Origin of the sequence: Cellulomonas avistercoris, from assembly GCF_014836445.1 — a bacterium.
Classification (GTDB): Bacteria; Actinomycetota; Actinomycetes; order Actinomycetales; family Cellulomonadaceae; genus Cellulomonas; species Cellulomonas avistercoris.
In genome coordinates this window covers 67,751-91,085 of record NZ_JACSQV010000014.1, presented here as the reverse complement: position 1 = coordinate 91,085, position 23,335 = coordinate 67,751, and the positions used below count along the sequence as shown (strand labels likewise).

Genomic DNA, 23,335 nt, shown 5'->3' with positions numbered 1-23,335 from the left:
GACCGGGACCGCGAGGTCGCCGGACTGCCTGCCGGGTCACGTGTCGCCACGACCGTTCCCGGTCCCCAAGGCGAAGGAGCTGCCATGAGCGTCACCGTGACCGGTCCCCTGGCGGACGTGTCTCTCGCACCCGAGGTGCGTGCGGCCCTGGAGGCCAGCCCGCGCCTGGTCGTCCCCGCGACGCGCGAGGAGCTCTACCGGCTGGCCCTGGGTCCACAGGGCGGCCCCACCTTCACGGTGGAGTACGACGTCGACGGCGAGATGGTCCCGGAGGCGACGATCACCCGCTGCCGCAACGGCGTCGCCGTCAACTACCCCGAGGACTACATGCGCCGGCGCGACCCGGACTGCATGCGCATCGCCGACGACCTGCCGACCGACAAGCCGCGCTACCGCGACGTCTTCGACGCCGAGTTCGACCCCACGCGCACCGAGACGCTCGAGTGGCTCGCCACGCAGGAGCTCGTCGTGGTGCCGTTCAAGGCCGGCGGTCCGCGGTTCGGCTACCCGTCGCTGGCGATCGTCCCGCTCAACAGCGCCTTCTTCGCGCTCACGCTGGTCGACCTGCAGGGCTGGGTGACGTTCGACGAGATCGGTCCGTTCACGCCGCGCTCGATCCTGTACGTCGCTCCCCCGTTCCGGCACACCCACTTCGGCGGCCGCCAGGTCGTCGTCCACAACCGCTCGCGCGAGCTGCACGAGGTGTGGGCGTACAACCTGTACCCGGGGCCGAGCGCCAAGAAGGGCGTGTTCTCGGTCCTGCTCGACATCGGCGAGCACGAGGGCTGGCTCACGGCCCACGCGTCGAGCGTGCGCGTGACCACGCCGTACGAGAACGAGACCGTGATCATGCACGAGGGCGCCTCGGGCGGCGGCAAGTCCGAGATGTGCCAGGAGATCCGGCGCGAGGACGACGGCCGCATCCTCGTGGGGACCAACGTCGTGCGCAACGAGCCGTACCACATCACCCTCGGCGAGACCTCGGCGCTCGCGCCGGTGACCGACGACATGACGCTGTGCCACCCGTCGGTGCAGAAGGGCAACGGCAGGCTCGTCGTCGCCGACGCCGAGGCCGGCTGGTTCGTGCGCGTCGACGGCATGACGAGCTACGGCGAGGACCCGGCGTTCGAGCGTGCCGTGATCCACCCGCAGGAGCCTCTGCTGTTCCTGTCGATCGACGGCGTGCCCGACGCGACCGCGCTGCCGTGGGAGCACACGCTCGACTCCAACGGCAAGCGGTGCCCCAACCCGCGCGTCGTCATCCCGCGCTCGTTCGTCAAGAACGTCATCGCCGAGCCGCAGGAGGTCGACGTCCGCACGTTCGGCGTCCGGATGCCCCTGTGCACCCGTGAGAAGCCCAGCTACGGGATCATGGGGATGATGCACATCATCCCGCCGTCGCTGGCGTGGGTGTGGCGTCTCATCGCCCCGCGGGGGGACAAGAACCCGTCGATCGGCGAGAGCAAGGACGTCAAGAAGGCGCTCAAGCACGGCGGCATGGTCGCCGAGGGCGTCGGGTCGTACTGGCCGTTCTCGACCGGCACCAAGGTGGCCGCCGCGAACCTGCTGCTGCGCCAGATCGTCGAGAACGACCGCACGCGGTACGTGCTGGTGCCCAACCAGCACATCGGTGCGTACAAGGTCGGGTTCTCGGCCGAGTGGCTGACCCGCGAGTACCTGGCCCGCCGCGGCGGCGGACGCATCCAGCCCGAGCAGCTGACCCCCGCGCGCTGCGCGCTGTTCGGCTACCGGCCCAAGGACGTCAAGCTCGACGGGCAGCAGATCCGGCCGACGCTGCTGCAGCCCGAGTACCAGTCGCAGGTCGGGCTCGAGGCGTACGACGCCGGCGCGCAGATCCTCACGGACTTCTTCCGTTCCGAGCTCGAGCAGTTCCTCACCGACGAGCTGGACCCGCTGGGCCGCCAGATCATCGAGGTCGTCCTGCGGGGCGGCACCGTCGAGGACTACGAGGCGCTCACTCCCCTGTACGTCTGAGACGTCCGCGGCACCGGGGCCGCACCCTGCACGTCGGGGTGCGGCCCCGCCCTGTGTCGCCCCGACGCCGCGCGTGCCACGATGCGAGGACGTCCGGTCCTGCCACACCGACCGAGGTGACGCATGACGAGCACGGCCCACGACCACGCCCGACGCGGCACGGAGCCCGCCGCCCCGGACGTCCCCGACGACCTGCCCTACGCCCAGGAGCCCGAGGCGGTGCTCGAGCGGCTCGGCACGACGCGGGCGGGTCTGGACGCGGACGAGGCGGCCGCCCGCCTGCGGACGGTCGGTCCCAACCGGCTCCCCACGGCCCCGCGACCGTCGGCGCTGCGGCGGTTCCTGTCGCACTTCGACGACGTGCTCATCTACATCCTGCTCGCCGCCGCCGTGCTCAAGGCGTTCCTGGGCGACTGGGTCGACTTCGGCGTCATCCTCGTGGTCGCGCTGGTCAACGCGCTCGTGGGCTTCCTGCAGGAGGGGCAGGCCGAGCGTGCGCTCGACGGCATCCGCACGATGCTCTCGCTCACCGCGACCGTGCGCCGCGACGGCCGGTGGACCGAGGTCGACGCGGAGACGCTCGTGCCGGGCGACGTCGTGCGCGTGCGCTCGGGCGACAAGGTGCCGGCGGACGTGCGGCTCGTGCGCGCCACGAACCTGCAGGTCGACGAGTCGGCGCTGACCGGCGAGTCGGTGCCGGCCGTCAAGGACGTGGCCCCTGTGGGCGCCGACGCGGGCGTCGGGGACCGCGCGAGCATGCTGTTCTCGGGCACCATCGTCGCGGCCGGCACCGGCGGCGGCGTCGTGACGGCCACGGGTGCCCGCACCGAGATCGGGCGCATCCAGGCGCTCATCGCGAGCGTCGACCACCTCGACACGCCGCTCACCCAGCAGCTCGGGCGGCTCGGCACGCTGCTGTCGCGCGGGATCCTCGCCATGGCGTTCGTCATGCTCGTCGTCGGCCGGGTCGTCCACGACTTCGCGCTCCCGGACCTCGTGTCCGCCGCGATCGGCTTCGCCGTCGCGGCCGTCCCCGAGGGCCTGCCGGCGCTCGTGACCATCACCCTGGCGCTGGGCGTCCAGCAGATGGCGCGGCAGCACGCGATCACGCGCAAGCTGCCCGCGGTCGAGGCGCTCGGCTCGGTCACCACCATCTGCTCGGACAAGACCGGCACGCTGACGCGCAACGAGATGACGGCCCGCACGGTCGTCACGGCGCAGCGGACGTACGCGGTCGAGGGCCTGGGCTACGAGCCGACCGGGAGCGTGACCCTCGACGGCTCCCCCGCGCCGCTCGCCGCGCACGCGGACCTCGCCGCGCTGGTCCGTGCCGGTGCGCTGTGCAACGACTCCCGCGTGACGGCCGGCGACGACGGCCGGTGGACGATCGTCGGCCAGCCGACCGAGGCCGCGCTGCGCACGCTCGCCCTCAAGACGGGGGCCGGCACGGCGGGCACGCAGCGGCTCGCCGCCGTGCCGTTCGAGTCGGCCCACAAGCTGTCCGCGACGCTCGACCGCCTCGCGGACGGCACGCTGCGCATCCACGTCGTCGGGGCCCCGGACCGGCTGCTGGACCGCTCGACCACGCAGCGCGGCCCGGACGGCGCACCGGCTCCGCTGGACCGCGCGCACTGGGAGCGCACGATCGACGCGCTGGGCGCGCAGGGCCTGCGCGTGCTCGCCGCCGCGCAGCGCCCCGCGGCGCCGGACACGTCGGGGCTCGCGCTCGACGACGTCGCGGCCGGGCTCACGTTCCTGGGCGTCGTCGGCATCGTCGACCCGCCGCGCCCCGAGGCCGTCGCCGCCATCGCCGACTGCCACCGCGCGGGGATCGCGGTCAAGATGATCACCGGCGACCACGCGGGCACCGCCGTCGCGATCGCGCGCGAGCTCGGCATCGTCCCGCCGGGCGAGGACGTGCAGGCGCTCACGGGCGCCGAGCTCGAGGCCATGAGCGGCGAGGACCTGCGCCGCCGCGTGCGGGACGTCGACGTGTACGCGCGCACGAGCCCGGAGCACAAGATCCGCATCGTGCGGGCCCTGCAGTCGCACGGCGAGGTCGTCGCCATGACCGGCGACGGCGTCAACGACGCGCCCGCCCTGACGCGCGCCGACATCGGCATCGCGATGGGCATCAAGGGGACCGAGGCCACCAAGGAGGCCGCCGAGATCGTCCTGGCGGACGACAACTTCGCGACGATCGAGCGAGCCGTCGAGGAGGGGCGGCGGATCTACGACAACATCCGCAAGTCCGTGGTGTTCCTGCTGCCGACGAACGGCGCGCAGTCCCTCGTCATCCTCGTGGCCGTGCTGCTCGGTCTCGCGCTGCCGCTCAGCCCGGTCCAGATCCTGTGGGTCAACCTCGTCACCGCGGTGACCCTGTCGCTCGCGCTCGCGTACGAGCCCGCGGAGGCGGGGATCATGGACCGCCCGCCGCGCTCGCGGAAGGAGGCGGTGCTGTCCCGGCCGTCGCTCGTGCTCGTCGTGTGGGCCTCGCTGCTCATCGGCGGTGCCACCCTGCTGATCTACCTGGTCGAGAAGGAGCTCGGTGCGGACGACGCGGTGGCCCGGACCGCCGCCGTCGCGATGCTCGTGCTGGGCCAGATGGCCTTCCTGTTCTCCTGCCGGTTCCTCAACGGCTCGAGCCTCACCTGGCGCGTGCTGACCGGGAACCGCGTGGTGTGGGTCGCCGTGGCGTCGCTGCTCGCGCTGCAGCTGCTCTTCACCTACGCGCCGTTCATGCAGGCGTGGTTCGGCTCCGCCGCGATCGCGCCGCGCGACTGGGGCATGGCCCTGCTGGTCGCCGTGGGCGTCTTCCTGCTCTGCGAGGTCGGCAAGGTCGTCGCGCGCCGCGTGCGGGCCTGAGGCGCGCGCCTCACGCCGGGGTGCGCTCCGGCGGCACGAACCAGCTGATGGAGCGCGCGACGTCGCCGGCGCGCAGCCACGTGTGCCGTTCCGAGCGCGGGTCGGTGTCGTGCTCGCGCCACGCGACCATGACGTGCGTGCGGGTCCACCGGATCGCCCGGGCCGCGCGCCACTCCTCCCCGCCGTCGGACCAGACCAGCCGCACGACCACCGCGACGTCCCCCTGCGGACGGGTCGGGATGCCGTCGGGGACCTCGCTGTTGGCGACGTCGCGGGCGGGGGGTCGGGGTGGCAGCGGGCGGTCGGACATGACGCCAGGATAGTCGAACACCTGTTCGATCGATCCGCCGCCCCGGCAGAATCACCCGCCGATGGCGCGCTGCACGCCGAGGGCCGTCAGACCTGGTTGATGCGGACCATGTTGCCCGCGGGGTCGCGGAACGCGCAGTCCCGCGTGCCGTACGGCTGGTCCATCGGCTCCTGCACCACCTCGGCGCCCCCGGCCTGCACCTTCTCGAAGGCCGCGTCGACGTCGGACGTCGCGAGCACGACCGACGCGTAGGAGCCCTTCGCCATGAGCGCCGCGATGGTGCGCCGCTCGTCGTCGGTGATCCCGGGGTCCGCCGCGGGCGGGTGCAGGACGATCGACGTCTGCGGCTGCGCGGGCGGGCCGACGGTGATCCAGCGCATGTCGCCGTACCCGACGTCGTTGCGGACGTCGAAGCCGAGCACGTCGCGGTAGAACGCGAGCGACGCCTCGGGGTCGTCGGCGGGGAGGAACGTGTAGTGGATGAGGAGGTCCATGGCCACCACGCTAGGAGGACGCGTGCGGCCGGCGCTTCTCGGATCCTGACCGATCCCGCTGCGGGCGCATCACCTGCTTGGCGACGCAGCTCGGGATGCCCGCACCGTCCGTCGCCGCGGTCCGGCGGTACTCCGACGGCGGGATGCCGACCAGCTCGGAGAAGCGCGTGCTGAACGTCCCCAGCGACGAGCAGCCGACCGCGAAGCAGACCTCCGTGACCGACAGGTCGCCGCGCCGCAGCAGCGTCATCGCCCGCTCGACGCGCCGCGTCATGAGGTAGGAGTAGGGCGACTCGCCGAACGCGGCCCGGAACCGGCGGCTCAGGTGCCCGGCGGACATGTGCACGCCGCGGGCCAGCGCCTCGACGTCGAGCGGCTGCGCGTAGTCGCGGTCCATGCGGTCACGCACCGTGCGCAGCAGACGCAGCTCCTGCAGGTGCGCGTCGCCACGGGTCGTGCCGCTGGTCGCGCCGGTCGCCATCCCCCCAGCCTGCCGTGCGGGACGCCGGATGCCCAGCACCCCGGGGAGTGCCGGCCGCGGACCCGTGCGAAGGTGGCAGGGGCGAGCACGACGGACGGCGGACGGGGTGCCATGGCGACGCGGCGCGACGAGGGACGCGTGCCGGGGCTGCTGCGCCCGCACGACGTGCTGACGCTGCTCGCGCGCGCCGACCGCGCCGCGCACGCGCGGACGTCGGCGTACCGGCTGGGTGCGCGCGTCGACGCCGCGCTGGTGCGGCTGTCCACCGCCGCCGACCGCTCGCGCCTGTGGTGCGCCGTCGCCGCCGGCCTGGCGCTGACGGGGTGGCGCGGGCAGCGGGCCGCGCTGCGCGGCCTGGGCTCGGTCGTGGCCGCGAGCGCGCTGGCGAACCTGCTGGGCAAGCTCGTGTTCGGCGGGCGGCGCCCGGACGCGTCCCACCTGCCGTGGGTGCGGCGACTCGCACGCCAGCCGACGTCCGGGTCGTTCCCGTCGGGTCACAGCGCCTCGGCCGCGGCGTTCGCCACCGGTGTCGCGCTGGAGTGGCCGGCGGCGGGCGTGGCCGTGGCGCCCGTGGCCGCGGCCGTCGCGTACTCGCGGCTGCACGTCGGCGCGCACTGGGTCTCGGACGTGGCCGGCGGCGTCGCGCTGGGTGCGGGGGTCGCGCTCGCGGGGCGACGGCTCGTCCCCAGCCGCCGGCTGCCGGGACCGGACGCGCCCGCGGGTCCGCCCGTGCGACTCCCGGCCCTGCCCGACGGCGAGGGCCTGACGGTCGTGGTGAACCCCCGCTCGGGTGCGGCGCGCGTGCGCGTGCACCCCGTGGCGGACCTCGTGCGCGGCGCGCTCCCCCGCGCGCACGTCGTCGTCCTGGACGAGGGCACGTCGGTCGCGCAGGTGGTGCGGGAGGCCGCGGCGCGCGGCGCGCGGGCGGTCGGGGCGGCCGGGGGCGACGGCACCGCGGCCGCCGTGGCGGACGCCGCGCGCCGGGAGGGGCTGCCGCTGCTGGTGCTGCCCACCGGGACGCTCAACCACTTCGCGCTGACCCTGGGCCTGCCGTCCGTCGGTGCCGCCGCCCGCGCCGCCGCGGCGGGCACCGGGGCGGTCGTGGACGTCGGCGAGCTGACGGTCGGGGACGGCGACCCTGTGACGGTGCTCAACACGTTCTCCGTCGGGGTGTACCCGCAGCTCGTGACGGTGCGCGACCGTCTGACGCCCCGGATCGGCAAGCCCTCGGCGACGCTCGTCGCGGCAGCCCGCGCCCTGCGCGCGAGCTCACCGGTCCCGCTGGTCGTCGACGACGAGGACGGCACCTGGTGGTCGCTCTTCGCCGGTGTCGGCCGCTACCACCCGCGGACCCTGGCACCGGTCGCCCGGCGTCGCCTCGACGACGGCGTGCTGGACGTGCGCGACGCCGGGGCCGCGGCCGCGTACAGCCGCCTGCGCGCGGTCCTCGAGCTCGTGGCCGGGGACCTCGGGGCCCGGGCCCTGGCGGCCGTGCCGCCGGTGCGCCGGCGGCTGGTCGTGCGGCAGCGCACGGCCGCGACGCTGACGGTGGGGACCGGCGCACCCGCCGTCCTGGCCCACGACGGCGAGACCACACCGCTGCCCCCGGCGTCCGTCGCGCGGCTGCGCATCGTGCCCGGTGCGCTGCGGGTCTACGCGGCCCACCAGCCGCACGACGACCGGCACGACGGCCCGACCGACCGCTGAGCGACCCGTGACGGACGTCACCCGGCGCGGGTCGTCCGCGCGGGAACGTCCGCACCGACCCGCACGTTGCCCACCCGTCCCCTACTCGAGGCGGAGAACCGATGGACCCCGACAGTCCGGGGCACAGTCCCGTGCCCCACCCCCGCGACGCGACGACGCGACGGGAGGTGGGGCTCTGATGTGGGTCCTCACCCTCCTGGTCGGTGTGCTCGTCGTCCTGGCGATCACCGCCGCGACCGCGTACTTCGTGGCCCAGGAGTTTGGCTACATGTCCGTCGACCGCTCGCGGCTGGCCTCGCGCGCGGAGTCCGGTGACGAGGGCGCGCGCAAGGCGCTCGACGTCACGCGCCGCACGTCGTTCATGCTGTCCGGCGCCCAGCTCGGCATCACCGTCACGGGCCTGCTGGTCGGGTACGTCGCCGAGCCGCTGATCGGCGAGTCGATCGGCGAGGCGCTGGGCATGGTCGACGTGCCCACGGGCGTCGGCGTCGCGGTCGGCACCGTCCTGGCGCTGCTGTTCTCGACGCTGGTCCAGATGCTGTTCGGCGAGCTGTTCCCCAAGAACCTCGCGATCGCCCGCCCCGAGGCCACGGCCGTGCGCCTGGCCACGTCGACGGTCTGGTACCTGCGGGCGTTCGGCTGGCTCGTCCGCATCTTCGACGCCGCGTCGAACGCGCTGCTCAGGCTCCTGGGCATCGAGCCCGTGCACGACGTCGAGCACTCGGCGACCGCGCGCGACCTCGAGCACCTGGTCGCGGGCTCCCCCGACCTGCCGCGCGACCTGTCCGTCCTGCTCGACCGGATCCTGGACTTCCCCCAGCGGGACGTCGAGCACGCCATGGTGCCGCGCTCGCGCGTCGACGTCGTCGAGCCCGGGACGTCCGTGACCCGCCTGCGCGAGCTGATGTCGCACGGTCACTCGCGCTACCCGGTGCTGGACGACGAGAGCGTCACCGGCGTCGTGCACCTGCCCGACGTGCTGCGCTGCACCGACCCGGCGGCGACCGCGGCCGACCTGCAGCGCCCGGCACCGCTGGTGCCGGAGTCCATGCCCCTGCCCGACGCCGTGCGGCTGCTGGTCGGCACGCAGAACCAGCTGGCCGTCGTCATCGACGAGTACGGCGGGTTCGCGGGCGCGCTGTCGCTGGAGGACGCGGCCGAGGAGCTCGTGGGTGAGATCCACGACGAGCACGACCCGCTGGACGCCGCCGACGCCACCCGGCAGGACGACGGCTCGTGGATCGTCGCGGGCGACGTGCACGTCGACGAGGTCGAGCGCGCGCTCGCGCGTGACCTGCCGCGCGGGGACCACGAGACCATCGCGGGCCTGACGATCGACGCGCACGGCGCGCTGCCGCCGCAGGGCACGGTCGTCGACGTCCCCCTGCCGCCGGACCCGGCGCGCCTGGGCGACCCCGACGCGCCGCCGGTCGAGGTGCTGCGCATCGAGGTGCTCGCCGTCGAGCGGCACGTGCCCGCGCGGGTGCGCCTCAGCGTCCTGCCGGCGCACGGCGGCACCGGCACCCCCGGCGGGACCACCCCGTCGACCGACGGCCGGGAGGCGGACCGATGAGCAACCCCTGGGTCGTGGTGGCGGTGACCGTCGCCATCGTGGCGCTGTCCGCGTTCTTCGTGGCCGTCGAGTTCGCCATGCTGGCGGCACGCCGCCACCGGTTCGAGGACGCCGCGGCCACGAGCCGCAGCGCCCGCGCCGCGCTGCGCAGCTCGCACGAGCTCACGGTCCTGCTGGCCGGCGCACAGCTCGGCATCACCGCGTGCACGCTGGCGCTGGGCGCCCTCACCAAGCCCGCCGTGCACCACTGGCTGACGCCCGTGCTCGCGTCGTGGGGCCTGCCGGCGGTCGCGGCCGACGTCGCCGGCTTCGTGCTCGCGCTGGTCGTCGTCACGTTCCTGCACCTCGTCGTGGGCGAGATGGCGCCGAAGTCGTGGGCGATCGCCCACCCCGAGACGTCGGCGCGGCTGCTCGCGCTGCCCATGCGCGGCTTCATGTGGGCCACCCGGCCCGTGCTGCGCGCGCTCAACGAGGCGGCGAACGGCCTGATCCGCCGCCTGGGCGTCGAGCCGGTCGACGAGATGTCCGCGACGACCGACCCGGCGTCGCTGCGGCACCTGGTCGAGCACTCGGCCAACGTGGGTGCGCTGGACGCCGCGTTCTCGGCGCAGCTCTCGCAGGCGCTGGAGCTCCAGCGCATGACGGTCGAGGACCTGGCGGACCCCGGCGCGGTCCCCGTGACCGTGCCGACGGCCGCGACCGTCGCGGACGTGCAACGGGCGTCGCTGGACAGCGGGCACCTGCGCATCCTCGTCGGCGACGGGCGGGTCACCGGGGTCGTGCACGTGCGCGACACCCTGACCAGCGCGCCCGACGCACCGGCCGCACCGTTCGTGCGCCCGGTGTACGAGGTGGCCGCGGGCACCCTCGTCGTGACCGCGTTCGCCGGGATGCGGGAGGGACGCCACCACCTGGCCGTGGTGACCGGCGGCGAGCGCACGCTCGTCGTGACGCTCGCGGACGTCGTGGAGCGCCTGCTGCCGCAGGCCTCACGGACGGCGCCGGCATGACGGGACCGCGACGGTCGGGTGAAAACCCGGCCGTCGCCGGCGTCCCCGCGGTCCGCCCGGGTGACAGTGGTGACGTGCACACGGGTGACGACGTCGACGACAGCCGTGGGCACGCGCCGTCGCGCGCGCCCCACCCGTACTTCGACGACCCGAGCGGCGTCGTCGCCCTGGCGCACCGCGGGTTCGCGCTCGACGGGCGGGAGAACTCGCTGACCGCGTTCGGGGCCGCCGTCGACCTCGGCTTCCGGTACGTCGAGACGGACGCCCACGCGACGTCGGACGACGTCGCCGTCGCGCTGCACGACGAGACCCTGGACCGCACGACCGACGCGGAGGGGCTGGTCTCCGAGCTGCCGTGGGCGGTCGTCGGGCGCGCGCGCATCGGCGGGGTCGACCCCGTGCCGCGGCTCGAGGACGTGCTGGGCACGTGGCCGGGGCTGCGCGTGAACATCGACGTCAAGAGCGAGCACGCGATCGTCCCCGTGGCGCACGCGATCGAGCGCACGGCGTCGCACGACCGCGTGTGCGTGACGTCGTTCTCGGCCGCACGGCGTCGCGCGACGCTCGCGCACCTCAGCCGGCCGGTGGCCACGTCGGCCGCGACGGGCGAGGTCGCCCGGTTCCTCGTGTCGCACCGCGCGCGCGCCGGGCGGCTGGCGGCCCGCGCGCTGCGGGACGTGGACGCGCTGCAGGTGCCGGTCGCGCAGGGGCGCCTGCGCGTCGTCGACGCCGGCACCGTCGCCGCCGCGCACGTGGCCGGCCGCCACGTGCACGTGTGGACGGTGAACGACCCGGCCGAGATGCACCGCCTGCTGGACCTGGGGGTCGACGGTCTGGTCACCGACCGCGCGGACCTCCTGCGCGACGTGCTGCGCTCGCGCGGCGTCTGGACCTGACCCCGGACGAGCGGGGCGCCGTGCAGACCGGGGCTGTGGACGGCGCCCGCGGTGTCGGCACGGTTCGCTAGCGTGCGACGCGTGACGACGACGGGGCAGGCACGGGCGGACGCATCCCCCGGCCTGCTGCGCGTGCACACGTCCGAGCGCGCGGACGTCCTGGTGGACGCGCTGGCCGACGTGCTCGCGGACGTCCCGCCGGGCGCCGACCCGTTCGCGCGCGAGGTCGTCGCCGTGCCGACGCGCGGAGTCGAGCGCTGGGTGGCGCAGCGGCTGTCCCACCGGCTCGGTGCCGGGCCGGACGGCGAGGCCGGCGTGTGCGCCCGCATCGACTTCGACCCGCCGACGCGGCTCGTGCGTGATGCGGTCGCTGCCGCCACGGGCACGGCACGCGACGACGACCCGTGGGAGCCGGAGCGGCTCGTGTGGCACGTGCTGCGGGCGGTCGACGACGCGGTCGCCGCCGGGACGCCGTGGGCCGCGCCCCTCGCCCGGCACCTGCAGGACGACCCCCGGGCGCGCGACGCCGTGCGGGCCGGACGGCGCCTGCGCCTCGCGCAGCGGACCGCGGGCGCCTTCGCGGCGTACGCGGCGCAGCGTCCGTCGCTGGTCGTCGCCTGGGCCGCCGGGCGCGACGAGGACGGCGCGGGTGCGCCCCTGCCGGCGGACGTCGCGTGGCAGGCGCCGCTGTGGCGCGCGGTGCGGGCGGCGGTCGACGCGGCGAGCCCGGCCGAGATGCTCGCCGACGCGTGCCGCGTGCTGCGCGCCGAGCCCGACCGGTCGGACCTGCCGCCGCGGCTCTCGGTGCTCGGCCCGACGCGGCTGCCGCAGGCGCACGTCGACGTGCTGACCGCGCTCGCGGTGCACCGCGACGTGCACCTGTGGCTGCCGCACCCGTCGCCGGCCCTGTGGCGGCGCGCGGCGGCGGCCGGTGCGGCGCCCGGGGCGTCGTCGCGGGCGGCGCCCCGCCGCGCCGACGTGCCGACCGTGGCCGTCCACCCGCTGCTCGCGTCGGCCGCGCGCGACGCGACCGAGCTCGGCGTGCGGCTGACCGCGTCCGGCGCGCAGGTGACGCACCACCCGGCGCCGCCCCCGCCGCCGACGGTCCTGGGGGCGCTGCAGGCGGCGCTGCGCGCGGACGAGCGGCCCGCGACCCGTGCGGCGGCGGCCGCGGACGACCGCACGGTCCAGGTCCACGCGTGCCACGGCCGCGGCCGGCAGGTCGAGGTGCTGCGGGAGGCCCTGCTGGGGCTGCTCGCCGACGACCCCACGCTCGAGCCGCGCGACGTCGTCGTGCTGTGCCCGGACGTCGAGGCGTTCGCACCGCTCGTCGTCGCCGCGTTCGGCGCCGCGGCGACGCCGGGCGAGCCCGACGACGCGGACGGGCCGCGGGGCTCCGCCCGCCCGGCCGTGCACCCGGGTCGCACGCTCCGCGTCCGCGTGGCCGACCGCGCGCCCGCACGCACCAACCCGCTGCTCCGGGTGCTGTCCGCGCTGCTGGCGCTCGCGGGCTCGCGCGTCGCGGCGTCGGGCGTCGTCGACCTCGCGGGGCTGCCCGCGGTGCGTCGGCGCTTCGGGTTCGACGACGCGGACACCGAGCGGCTGCGCGCGTGGGCGCTGGAGTCCGGCGTGCGGTGGGGCGAGGACCAGGACCGCCGTGCCCGGTACGGCCTGGGCGCGGTCGCGCAGGGGACGTGGCGCACGGCGACGGACCGCCTGCTGCTGGGTGTCGCGATGGCCGAGGAGGACCACCGGTTCGTCGGGTCGGCCCTGCCGCTGGACGACGTCGACAGCACCGACGTGGACCTCGCGGGCCGGTTCGCCGAGCTGGTGGACCGGACGACCGCGCTGCTCGACGAGCTCGAGGGCGTGCGCCCGGCCGGCGCCTGGTTCGACACGCTGGAGCGGGCGCTCGTCCTGCTCGCGGCCGCCGACCCGACGGACGCGTGGCAGGAGGTGGAGGCGCGCCGGGTCCTCGGCGACGCACGCTCGTCGGCCGCGGGCGTCGACGTGCCGCTGCGCCTGCCGGACGTCGTCGCGCTGCTCGACCCGCGCCTGGCGGGCCGCCCGACGCGCGCCGGCTTCCGCACCGGCGCCCTGACGGTCTGCTCGCTGGAGCCCATGCGCGCCGTGCCGCACCGCGTCGTGTGCCTGCTCGGCATGGACGACGGCGCGTTCCCCCGCTCGGGTGCGCCCGACGGCGACGACGTGCTCGCGCGCGACCCGCTCGTCGGCGAGCGCGACCGCCGCGCGGAGGACCGCCAGCTGTTCCTCGACGCCGTCATGGCCGCGGGCGACCACCTCGTCGTCGTGCACAGCGGCGCCGACGAGCGCACCGGCGCGCCCCGTCCGCCGGCCGTGCCCGTGGGTGAGCTGCTGGACGCGGTCGACGAGGCGGTCGAGCTGCCCCGTGGCCGCACGGCGCGCGAGGCGCTCGTGGTGCACCACCCGCTGCAGACGGTCGACGAGCGCAACTTCGCACCCGGGGCCCTGGGGCGGCCCGGCCCGTTCAGCTTCGACGACGTGGACCGCCGTGCCGCGGCCGTCGCGCGCGAGCCCCGCCACCCGCGACCGCCGCTGCTCACGGCATCGCTGCCCCCGCTCGACGAGCCGGTGGTGGACCTCGACGACCTCGTGTCCGCGCTCGAGCACCCGGTCCGGGCGTTCGTCCGACGCCGGCTGGGCGTGCTGGTGCCGGGCGAGACGCAGGACCTCGACGACCGGCTGCCGCTGACGCTCGCCCCGCTCGACGGGTGGGCCACGGGCGACCGGCTGCTCGCGGCGGTGCTCGACGGCGTCGACCTGACCCGGGCCGCGGCGGCCGAGCGCCGCCGCGGCAAGGTGCCGCCCGGCAACCTCGGGGGTGCGGCGCGCGCCGACGTCGCGACGCGCGTCGCGGCCGTCGCGGACGCCGCCGTCCCGGTGCTCGCGGCCCCGGCCACGACCGTCGACGTCACGGTCGCGCTGCCGGGCGGACGCACCCTGACCGGCACGGTCCCCGGCGTGCACGGGGACGTGCTGGTCCGCGCGGTGTACGCGCGTCTCGGGGCCAAGCACCGGTTGCGCGCGTGGGTCCGGCTGCTGGCGCTGGCCGCGAGCCCGGGGGCGCCCGCGGTGCGCGGGGCGGCAACCGTGGGAAGGGGCCCGGGGTCACGCGCCACGGCGGCGACCTCGTGGCTGTCGCCGCCGTCCGCGCAGGACGCGCGGCGCCTGCTCGCGGACCTCGTCGCCGTGCGCGACCGCGCGATGTGCGCACCGCTCCCCCTGCCCGTGGCGGCCGCGGGCACCTACGCGCAGCGACGGCACGGGCACGACGACCCGGCGGGTGCGCTGGCCGATGCGGAGCACGCGCTGCGCGACCGGTTCGAGCACACCGACGAGTACCACGTGCTCGCGTGGGGCGACGGGTTCACGCTCACCGCGGTGGCGGGCGACCCGGGGCCGGCCGACCGCGCCGCGTGGCCCGACGAGCCGACGCTGCTCGGTGCGCTCGCCCGCACGGTGTGGGACGCGCTCCTGACGCACGAGGGACGGGGGCCCGCGTGAGCGCGACGACCGGCCCCGACGTGTTCGACGTCCGCGGCCCCCTGCCCACGGAGACCACGGTCCTCGAGGCGAGCGCGGGCACCGGCAAGACGTTCACGATCGCGGCCCTCGCCGCCCGGTACGTCGCCGAGGGCCACGCGCGGCTGCCCGAGCTGCTGCTGGTGACGTTCGGCCGCGCCGCGACGAGCGAGCTGCGGGACCGCGTACGCGCGCGGCTCGTGGACACCGAGCGCGCGTTGCGCGACCCCGCGGCCCGCACCAGCGACGACGTGCTCGTGCGGCACCTCGCGGACGTCGACGACGCCGAGCTGGTCCGCCGGCGCGACCGGCTGACGGTCGCGCTGTCCGAGGTGGACGCCGCCACCATCACGACGACGCACGGCTTCTGCCAGCAGATGCTGCGCGCGCTCGGCACGACGACCGGCGGGGGCGTCGTCGAGCCCGGCGCGGCGCTCCTGCCCGACGTCGCGGACCTCGAGGCGGAGGTCGTCGACGACCTCTACCTGGCCGCGTACGCGGGGGCCGAGCGGCCCGTCCTGACGGTGGCCGACGCACGTGAGGTGGCACGCGCCGCCGTGAGCGACCACGCGGCGCTGCTCGCGCCCGACGACGCACCCGCGGGCACACCCCCCGACCACCGGTTCCGCCTCGCGCGGGCCGTGCGGCGCGAGATCGTCCGGCGGCGCCGTGCCGCGCACGTCGTCGACTACGACGACCTGCTCACGCTGCTGCACGCGGCGCTCACGGACCCGACGACCGGTGCGGCGGCGGCGGAGCGCGTGCGCGCGCCGTACCGGGTCGTCATGGTCGACGAGTTCCAGGACACCGACCAGGTGCAGTGGCAGATCCTGCGCACCGCCTTCCACGGGCACCGCACGCTCGTGCTCATCGGTGACCCCAAGCAGGCGATCTACGCGTTCCGGGGGGCCGACGTCCACACGTACCTCGAGGCCCGCGACGTCGCGACGACCTCGACGCTCGCGCGGAGCTGGCGCGCCGACCCGCCCGTGCTCGAGGGCCTGTCGCACCTGCTGGGCGGTGCGGCGCTCGGGGACCCGCGGATCGTCGTGCACCCGGTCGAGGCCGCACGCACCGGTCGCCGCCTCGAGGGCGGCCCGCCCGTCGTCGTGCGCCGGGTGACGCGGCGCGCGGTCAACGCGGGCAGCGCGGCGCCGCGGGTGGACGTGGTGCGTGCGCTCGTGCACCGGGACGTGGCCGCGCAGGTGGTGCGCACGCTGCGCGACCACCGGCTGCGCGAGGGCGCCGGGTGGCGTCCCGTGCAGCCCGGCGACGTCGCGGTGCTCGCGCGCCGCAACGCCGACGCGCTGGCCGTGCGGCAGGCGCTGGTCGCGGCGGGCGTGCCGGCGGTCGTCTCGGGGCTGTCGAGCGTGTTCACGACGTCGGCGGCGCGCGACTGGCTCGTGCTGCTCAGCGCGCTCGCGTCGACGGGCGACTCCGCGCGGGTCGCGGCCGCGGCGCTCACGCCGTTCGTCGGCTGGGACGCCGCCCGGCTGGCGGGCGCCCACGACGTCGAGCGCGAGGACCTCGCGGACCTGCTGCGCGGCTGGTCGCACGTCCTGGCCGGTCAGGGCGTCGCCGCCCTGCTGCAGGCGACCGCGGCGGCGGGGCTGCACGAGCGCCTCGCGGCACGCGTCGACGGCGAGCGCACGCTGACGGACGTGCGTCACGTGGGTGAGGTGCTGCACGCCGCGGCGCGGGACGGCGGCCTGGGCGCGGCGGCGCTGACGGAGTGGCTGCGCGCGCGCATCGACCAGGCCGCGCGCGACTACGCCGAGGAGCGCAGCCGGCGCCTGGAGACGGACGCGGCGGCCGTGCAGGTGGTGACCGTGCACGCCGCCAAGGGCCTGGAGTTCCCCGTCGTGATGGTCCCGTTCGCGTGGGACCGGTTCGTGCCCCGCCTGCCCGACGTGCTGCGGTACCACGACGCGGACGGCAGGCGACGCCTGCACGTCGGCGGGCCGGCCAGCCCCGGGTACGACGACGCGCGGACGCGCCACCAGGCGGAGGAGGCGGGTGAGGACCTGCGGCTCGCGTACGTCGCGCTGACCCGCGCGAGCAGCCAGGTCGTCGTGTGGTGGGCGCCCAGCACGGTGTCGGCGTCGGGTGCGGTGGGCCGGCTCGCGCTGGGGGCGCGCGACGCGCAGGGGCTGCCGCCGGCCACGGTGCCCGTGCCGCGCGACGACCAGGCGGCGGCGGGCTTCGACGCCCTCGCGGCACGCTCCGGCGGGACGGTCGTGCACGAGACGGTCGACGCGCCGCCGCCGGTCGTGCGCTGGGAGCCGGGACGCGGTGCCGCGGTGCCGCTCGAGGTCGCGCACCTGCGGCGGGGCGTCGACACGACGTGGCGGCGCACGTCGTACTCGGGGATCACGGCCGCCGCGCACGACGCGGGTCCGGCCGGGCCCGGGGCGCCCGACCGCGTCGGTGTCGCGGACGAGCCGGAGGAGCCGGGGATCCAGGACGAGGCCGACGGGCCCGTCCCCGTGCGCCTGCCGCACGCGGGGTACGGCGACGAGCCGGACCCGGAGGTCCTCGCGCGCACCACGCCGGACCCGGTCCTCGTGGCGGCGCTGCGCGCCGTGCGGTCCCCGCTCACCGACCTGCCGGGCGGCACGGCGTTCGGCACGCTCGTGCACCACGTGCTCGAGCGCGTGGACACGTCCGCCGACGACCTCGTGGGCGAGCTGCGCGCACGCTGCGCCGAGGCGGCCGGGCACGGCGGCGGGCTCGGCCTCGACCCCGACGTCCTGGCCGACGCCCTGCTGCCCTCGCTGCACACACCGGGCGGCCCGCTGCTGGGCGGGCGCACGCTCGCGCAGGTCCCCCCGCAGGACCGGCTGGCGGAGCTCGACCTCGAGCTGCCGCTCGCCGGGGGCGACCTGGACGCGGACGGCCGACGTCCGGCGACGCTGCGCGACGTCGCGGACCTGCTGCGTGCGCACCTGCCGCCCGACGACCCGTTCGCGGCGTACACCGGCCGGCTCGACGCGCTGCACGCCGACCCCGCGACGCGGCCCGGTGCCCTGCGCGGCTACCTCACGGGCAGCATCGACGCGGTCCTGCGCGTCGACGTCGACGGGGACACCCGGTACGTCGTCGTGGACTACAAGACCAACCGCCTGGGCCCGCCCGACGAGCCGCTGACCGCGTGGCACTACCGTTTCGAGGCGATGCGCGTCGCGATGGTCGACGCGCACTACCCGCTGCAGCTGCTGCTGTACACCGTGGCGCTGCACCGGTTCCTGCGGTGGCGGCTGCCCGGGTACGACCCGCGGCGGCACCTGGGCGGCGGCGCGTACCTGTTCGTGCGCGGCATGTGCGGTCCGGCGACGCCCGTGGTCGACGGGTCACCCTGCGGGGTCGTGTCGTGGCGTCCGCCCGCGGAGCTCGTGGTGGCGCTGTCCGCGCTGCTGGACGGCCGGGGGACGGGGCTGTGAGGGCCGACCGGGCGGCGGCCGGTGACCGTGCGGGCAGCGCGGCGGACGTCGACCTCGGCGACCCGCGTCGACCGTGGCGTGCCGAGCCGCTGCTGGCGACGTTCGCGGCCGCGGGCGTCCTGACGTCGGCCGACGTGCGCGTCGCGGAGCGCCTGGGCGTGCTCACGGGCGAGGACGACGCGACCGTGCACCTGGCCGCCGCGCTGGCCGTGCGGGCCGTGCGGTCCGGCTCGGTGTGCGTCGACCTGGCCGACGCACCCACGCTCGCGGCCGAGGGCTCCCCCGACGACCCCGACGCGCCCCTGCCGGACGTGCCGCTGCCCTGGCCCGACCTCGACGCGTGGACCGCCGCGGTCCGGCGCAGCGCCCTGGTCGCGGACGGCGTCGACGGTCCGGCGGACCGGCCGGTGCGGTGGGTCGACGGGCGCGTCTACCTCGACCGCTACTGGCGGGACGAGCAGGTGGTCCGTCGTGACATCGACGCGCGGCTCGCCTCGCTGCTCGACGTCGACGACGACGCGCTGCGCACCGCCGTGCACGCCCGGTTCGACCGCCCGCAGGACGCTCGGCAGCGGCTGGCCGCGGCGACCGCCACGCTGTCACGGCTGACCGTGCTGACCGGCGGGCCGGGCACCGGCAAGACGACGACCGTCGCGCGACTCGTGGCGGTGCTGCGGGACGTCGCCGGGCCGGACCTGCGGGTGGCACTCGCCGCGCCGACGGGCAAGGCCGCCGCGCGGCTGCAGGAGGCGGTCAACGCGGAGCTCGACCGGATGGTCGAGCGCACAGGGGACGCCGCCGTGCCACTCAACGCCAGACCGCTCACGGCCTCGACGATCCACCGCCTCCTCGGGTGGCGCCCCTCGAGCACGCGGTTCGCGCACGACCGCACGCACCGCCTCCCCCACGACGTGGTCGTCCTCGACGAGGCGTCGATGGTGTCCCTCCCGCTGCTCGCGCGCGTCCTCGACGCCCTGCGCCCGGACGCGCGGCTCGTGCTGGTGGGCGACCCCGACCAGCTCGCGTCGGTCGAGGTCGGCGCGGTGCTGGGCGACCTCGTGGCGCGTCCCGTGCGACCGGGCCCGCTGCCGGGCCGGCTCGCGACGGTGCTGCCCGCCGACGTCCCCGACGCCGCGGCGGACACCCGCGACGCGGCGGCGCTGCACGGTGGCGTGGTGCGCCTGGTGGTGCCGCACCGCTTCGGCCACGAGCTCGGTGCCCTCGCGGACGCGGTCCGACGCGGTGACGCCGACGCGACGCTGGACCTGCTGCGCGCGGGCGGGGCGCACGCGAGGCTGATCGAGCCGGCGGGCGACGTGCCGCAGGACGACGAGGTCCCCGGTCTTCGGCTCGACATCGAGGCGACGGGTGCGCGCATCGCCGCGTCGGCGCGCGCCGGTGACGCGGCCGGGGCGCTCGAGGCGCTCGGGACGCACCGGCTGCTGCTGGCGCACCGGCGCGGACCGGCGGGCGTGGCACGGTGGGCGTCGCTCGCGCAGCGCTGGGTCGAGCACACCTCCGGCGAGCTGCACCCGGGGCCCTGGCGGGTCGGCCGGCCGCTGCTCGTCACGACGAACGACCGGACGACCGGCCTGTCCAACGGCGACACCGGCGTGGTCGTCGCCGACGGCGAGGGCGGGGTGGTCGCGGCGTTCGGGGAGCCGCGCGCGCCGCGGCTCGTGCGCCCGCACCGGCTGCCGGCGGTCGAGACGGTGCACGCGATGACCGTGCACCGCGCGCAGGGCAGCCAGTTCGCGTTCGTCACCGTGGTGCTGCCGCCCGCGTCGTCCCCGCTGCTGACGCGCGAGCTGCTGTACACGGCGATCACCCGGGCGCGCGAGCACGTGCGCGTCGTCGGCTCGGCCGACGCCGTGCGGGCAGCGGTCGAGCGCCCGGTCCGCCGCGCCAGCGGCCTCCGCTTCCCCCGCTGACCCCCACCCCCCAGGGCGCGAGAGAGCAATCCAGCGCCCCCACCAGCCACGAGAGGACAATGCAGTCGGGCCCCACGGAGCCGGAGACGGCCCCTTCCCGCGCAACTGGATTGCTCTCTCACAACCTTGGGGGGGCACCTTGGCAACTGGATTGCTCTCTGACGACCTTGGGGTGGCGGCCTGGCAGCCGGATTGCGCTCTCACAACCTTGGGGTGGGGCACCCTGGTGACCGGATTGCCTCTCTCGCGACCTGGGGGTGGGTCAGCAGCAGCGGTCGTGGGCGAGGGACTCGCGGGCGTCGTCGCGGGCGCGCCACCACTGCGCCCGGGTGAGGGGTGCGTGGTCCGGGTGGGTGCGGGCGTGCGCGGCGACGTACCGGTCGTACGCCGCCTCCCCCGTCAGCTCCCGCACATACCACCGCACCCCCCGCCCCACCCCCCATACCCGCGAGAGAGCAATCCAGCACACCCCTCCCACCCGCGAGAGAGCGATCCGGCACACCCCTCCCACCCGCGAGAGAGCAATCCAGCACACCCCTCCCACCCGCGAGAGAGCAATCGGGTCACGTCCCGAGGCCACGTCCCCCGCACTCATGTCAGTGCTTCCCGCCGGCGAGCAGGCGCGGGTCCCCGACGACCGCGTACTCCGCCTCGACCTTGCGCTCCAGGGCGTCGGCGCCGAGGCCGGAGGGTGCGTAGAAGTGGGAGGGCGCGGGCGGGTCCTCGCTCGTCCCGACGTCCACGCCCCGCGCGGCCCCCGCCCGCAGCGCCGTCACGACCGCCATCAGCGCGGTGACCATCAGCAGCGCGACCAGGACGACGAACGCGATGGACAGCGTCCCCTGGATCGCGGTGTTGCGCACGGTCGCGTTCGCGTCGGCGAGGGCCTTCGCGTCGAGCCCGCCGGCGGCGATCCTGTCCTTCGTGGCCTGGTGCAGCGCCCAGTACCCGACGGCCAGGTCGCTGGAGAAGATCTTCTGGTACGAGGCGGCGAACGTGGTCGCGGTGTCGAACGCGAGGGGCAGCAGCGGGACCCACGCCCACCTCACGTAGCCCTTCTTGACCACCATCACGGTGACGACGGTCAGCGCGCACGCGGCGATGAGCTGGTTCGCGATCCCGAACAACGGGAACAGGGTGCGGATGCCGCCGTTCGGGTCGGTCACGCCCATGAGCAGCAACGAGCCCCAGGCGGCGACGACGACGCCCGTCGTGAGCCACGAGCCGAGCCGCCAGCTCGGGTCCCGGAACCGCGGTATCGCGTTGCCGATGGCGTCACCGAGCTGGAAGCGGGCCACGCGCGTCACGGCGTCGACGGCGGACAGGATGAACAGCGCCTCGAACATGATCGCGAAGTGGTACCAGAACGACATCATCCCCTTGCCGCCGACGACGTCGTGCATGACGTTGGCGATGCCGACGGCGAGCGTCGGCGCACCGCCCGTGCGGGAGACGACCGACGGCTCGCCGACGTCGCTCGCGACGGCCTCGAGCGCGGCGGCGCCGGTGAGGGTGACCTCCTCGCCGTCGACGACCGTGTCCCACGCGATCTCCGGCTGGTTGCCGGCGGGGTCCGAGACGCGCAGGTTCGCGATGGCCGCGGCCGCGTTCTCCTCGGGTGTCGCGTCGGGTGAGAACTGCTCGCCGGCGGTCGCCTCGATCGCTGCGGGCGACATGTTCATCGAGAAGTACACGCCCTGGTTGAGCGAGACCGCCGCGGCCAACGCCATGACGGCGACGAACGACTCCATGAGCATGCCGCCGTACCCGATCATCCGGACCTGCGACTCCTTCTGGATCATCTTGGGAGTCGTGCCCGACGACACCATGGCGTGCATGCCGGACAGGGCGCCGCACGCGATGGTGATGAACAGGAACGGGAACAGAGCACCGGCGAACACCGGCCCCTCGGTGTTGAAGGCGAACTCGGTGAAGTCCGGCATCTGCGCGACCGGCCGCACGACGACGATGCCGACGGCTAGCACGACGATGGTGCCGACCTTCATGAAGGTCGACAGGTAGTCGCGGGGCGTCAGCAGCAGCCAGACGGGCAGCACGGCGGCGAGGAACCCGTAGACGACCATGCAGACGACGAGCGTCGTCGGCGAGAGCAGGAAGAAGTCCCCCCAGGACGACTCGGCGACCCACCGCCCGCCGATGATGGCCGCGATCAGCGCGAGGAACCCGATGACGGACACCTCGGTGACCCGCCCCGGCCGCACGAACCGCAGGTACAGGCCCATGAGCAGCGCGATGGGGATCGTGCAGCCGACGGAGAAGACGCCCCACGGGGACTCGGCGAGCGCGTTGACGCAGACCAGCGCGAGCACCGCCAGCACGATCATCAGCATGACGAAGACGACGACGATGGCGACCGTGCCCCCGAACCGCCCGATCTCGTCCCGGGCCATCTGTCCCAGGGACCGCCCGCCGCGGCGCATCGAGTAGAACAGCACGAGCATGTCCTGCACGCCGCCCGCGACGACCACGCCGAGGATGATCCACAGCGTGCCCGGCAGGTAGCCCATCTGGGCCGCGAGGACCGGTCCGACGAGCGGACCGGCGCCGGCGATCGCCGCGAAGTGGTGCCCGTAGAGCACACGCCGGTCGGTCGGGTCGAAGTCGCGGCCGTTGTTCACGCGCTCGGCCGGGGTCGCGCGGGTGTCGTCGGGACGCATGATGCGCCGCTGGACGTACAGCGCGTAGAACCGGTACGCGATCGCATACGTCGCCACCGCGGTGACGACGAACCAGATGGTGTTGACCCGCTCCCCGCGGACGATCGCGAGCATGGTCCAGCCGAGTGCGCCGACCAGCGAGATCGCGACCCACAGCGCGACCTTGGCGGGCGTCCACCGCGGCTTCTCCACCACGCCCACGGGGACACCGCGGTCGTCGCGCAGGATCTCGGCCTGCTCCTCGGGCGTGTACTCGGGCAGCTGCGCGTCGCGCGTGGTCGTCATGTCAGCTCCGTCGATGCCGCGGGGCGACCCGCGTCGGTCCCCCCGACGGCCCCGTCCCCCGATCATGGCCCGACGGCGGTCAGCCGGCTGGGTGACCGGGGTCCCG

14 protein-coding genes are annotated in these 23,335 nt (G+C 75.8%); 9 read left to right on the top strand and 5 right to left on the bottom strand.

Going from position 1 to position 23,335, the window contains the following annotated elements; genetic code table 11:
- Positions 1-84: 84 nt before the first annotated feature.
- Positions 85-1,995 (top strand): DUF4914 family protein, encoded by a 1,911-nt coding sequence (locus tag H9657_RS15445; protein ID WP_191784311.1) that lies wholly within the window; start codon positions 85-87, stop codon positions 1,993-1,995.
- 123 nt (positions 1,996-2,118) lie between these two features.
- Positions 2,119-4,860: a cation-translocating P-type ATPase gene (locus H9657_RS15440; protein WP_191784310.1), complete on the top strand. Its 2,742-nt coding sequence runs from the start codon at positions 2,119-2,121 to the stop codon at positions 4,858-4,860.
- A 10-nt stretch (positions 4,861-4,870) separates the two neighbouring features.
- Here H9657_RS15440 and H9657_RS15435 read toward each other — a convergent pair whose 3' ends face one another.
- The 3 genes from H9657_RS15435 to H9657_RS15425 all read right to left on the bottom strand — a co-directional run bounded on the left by H9657_RS15435 (position 4,871) and on the right by H9657_RS15425 (position 6,145).
- Positions 4,871-5,170, bottom strand: a complete 300-nt coding sequence (locus tag H9657_RS15435; protein ID WP_191784309.1) for a hypothetical protein — start codon at positions 5,168-5,170, stop codon at positions 4,871-4,873.
- Between the two features lie 86 nt (positions 5,171-5,256).
- On the bottom strand, positions 5,257-5,664 hold the full coding sequence (locus H9657_RS15430; protein ID WP_191784308.1) for a VOC family protein: 408 nt from the start codon (positions 5,662-5,664) through the stop codon (positions 5,257-5,259).
- Between the two features lie 10 nt (positions 5,665-5,674).
- A complete protein-coding gene (locus H9657_RS15425; protein ID WP_191784307.1) occupies positions 5,675-6,145 on the bottom strand; it encodes a helix-turn-helix transcriptional regulator in 471 nt (156 codons plus the stop codon).
- Positions 6,146-6,256: 111 nt separating this feature from the next.
- Between H9657_RS15425 and H9657_RS15420 the strand changes: the two genes are divergently transcribed.
- The 7 genes from H9657_RS15420 (at position 6,257) to recD (ending at position 20,266) form a co-directional block, all read left to right on the top strand.
- Positions 6,257-7,852 (top strand): bifunctional phosphatase PAP2/diacylglycerol kinase family protein, encoded by a 1,596-nt coding sequence (locus H9657_RS15420; protein WP_191784306.1) that lies wholly within the window; start codon positions 6,257-6,259, stop codon positions 7,850-7,852.
- Between the two features lie 178 nt (positions 7,853-8,030).
- Positions 8,031-9,425: a hemolysin family protein gene (locus H9657_RS15415; RefSeq protein ID WP_225215421.1), complete on the top strand. Its 1,395-nt coding sequence runs from the start codon at positions 8,031-8,033 to the stop codon at positions 9,423-9,425.
- Positions 9,422-10,435 carry a CNNM domain-containing protein gene (locus H9657_RS15410; RefSeq protein ID WP_191784305.1) on the top strand — a complete coding sequence of 338 codons (1,014 nt, stop codon included), beginning with the start codon at positions 9,422-9,424 and terminating at the stop codon, positions 10,433-10,435. The genes H9657_RS15415 and H9657_RS15410 overlap by 4 nt, the downstream gene beginning before the upstream one ends.
- 74 nt (positions 10,436-10,509) lie before the next feature.
- Positions 10,510-11,331 carry a glycerophosphodiester phosphodiesterase family protein gene (locus tag H9657_RS15405; protein ID WP_318241538.1) on the top strand — a complete coding sequence of 274 codons (822 nt, stop codon included), beginning with the start codon at positions 10,510-10,512 and terminating at the stop codon, positions 11,329-11,331.
- Between the two features lie 81 nt (positions 11,332-11,412).
- Positions 11,413-14,877, top strand: coding sequence for an exodeoxyribonuclease V subunit gamma (gene recC, locus H9657_RS15400; protein ID WP_318241537.1), 3,465 nt, complete (start codon positions 11,413-11,415; stop codon positions 14,875-14,877).
- Positions 14,874-18,335 carry a UvrD-helicase domain-containing protein gene (locus H9657_RS15395; RefSeq protein ID WP_191784303.1) on the top strand — a complete coding sequence of 1,154 codons (3,462 nt, stop codon included), beginning with the start codon at positions 14,874-14,876 and terminating at the stop codon, positions 18,333-18,335. Before recC ends, H9657_RS15395 begins: the two co-directional genes overlap by 4 nt.
- On the top strand, positions 18,332-20,266 hold the full coding sequence (gene recD, locus H9657_RS15390) for an exodeoxyribonuclease V subunit alpha (RefSeq protein ID WP_191784302.1): 1,935 nt from the start codon (positions 18,332-18,334) through the stop codon (positions 20,264-20,266). Before H9657_RS15395 ends, recD begins: the two co-directional genes overlap by 4 nt.
- Positions 20,267-20,528: 262 nt before the next feature.
- Here the strand turns inward: recD and H9657_RS19805 are convergent, their stop codons facing one another.
- Together H9657_RS19805 and H9657_RS15380 are read right to left on the bottom strand one after the other, a co-directional pair.
- Complete coding sequence (locus H9657_RS19805) at positions 20,529-20,861, bottom strand: YbdD/YjiX family protein (RefSeq protein ID WP_191784301.1); 333 nt, start codon at positions 20,859-20,861, stop codon at positions 20,529-20,531.
- Position 20,862: 1 nt separating this feature from the next.
- Positions 20,863-23,229 carry a carbon starvation CstA family protein gene (locus H9657_RS15380; RefSeq protein ID WP_191784300.1) on the bottom strand — a complete coding sequence of 789 codons (2,367 nt, stop codon included), beginning with the start codon at positions 23,227-23,229 and terminating at the stop codon, positions 20,863-20,865.
- Between the last annotated feature and the right edge of the window lie 106 nt (positions 23,230-23,335).

Bases quoted from the DNA above. Each gene is read 5' to 3' on its own strand.
- H9657_RS15380 (WP_191784300.1), bottom strand. From the start codon at position 23,229: ATGACGACCACGCGCGACGCGCAGCTGCCCGAGTACACGCCCGAGGAG.
- H9657_RS19805 (WP_191784301.1), bottom strand. From the start codon at position 20,861: ATGAGTGCGGGGGACGTGGCCTCGGGACGTGACCCGATTGCTCTCTCG.
- H9657_RS15445 (WP_191784311.1), top strand. From the start codon at position 85: ATGAGCGTCACCGTGACCGGTCCCCTGGCGGACGTGTCTCTCGCACCC.
- H9657_RS15420 (WP_191784306.1), top strand. From the start codon at position 6,257: ATGGCGACGCGGCGCGACGAGGGACGCGTGCCGGGGCTGCTGCGCCCG.
- H9657_RS15425 (WP_191784307.1), bottom strand. From the start codon at position 6,145: ATGGCGACCGGCGCGACCAGCGGCACGACCCGTGGCGACGCGCACCTG.
- H9657_RS15435 (WP_191784309.1), bottom strand. From the start codon at position 5,170: ATGTCCGACCGCCCGCTGCCACCCCGACCCCCCGCCCGCGACGTCGCC.
- H9657_RS15415 (WP_225215421.1), top strand. From the start codon at position 8,031: ATGTGGGTCCTCACCCTCCTGGTCGGTGTGCTCGTCGTCCTGGCGATC.
- H9657_RS15440 (WP_191784310.1), top strand. From the start codon at position 2,119: ATGACGAGCACGGCCCACGACCACGCCCGACGCGGCACGGAGCCCGCC.
- H9657_RS15430 (WP_191784308.1), bottom strand. From the start codon at position 5,664: ATGGACCTCCTCATCCACTACACGTTCCTCCCCGCCGACGACCCCGAG.
- H9657_RS15410 (WP_191784305.1), top strand. From the start codon at position 9,422: ATGAGCAACCCCTGGGTCGTGGTGGCGGTGACCGTCGCCATCGTGGCG.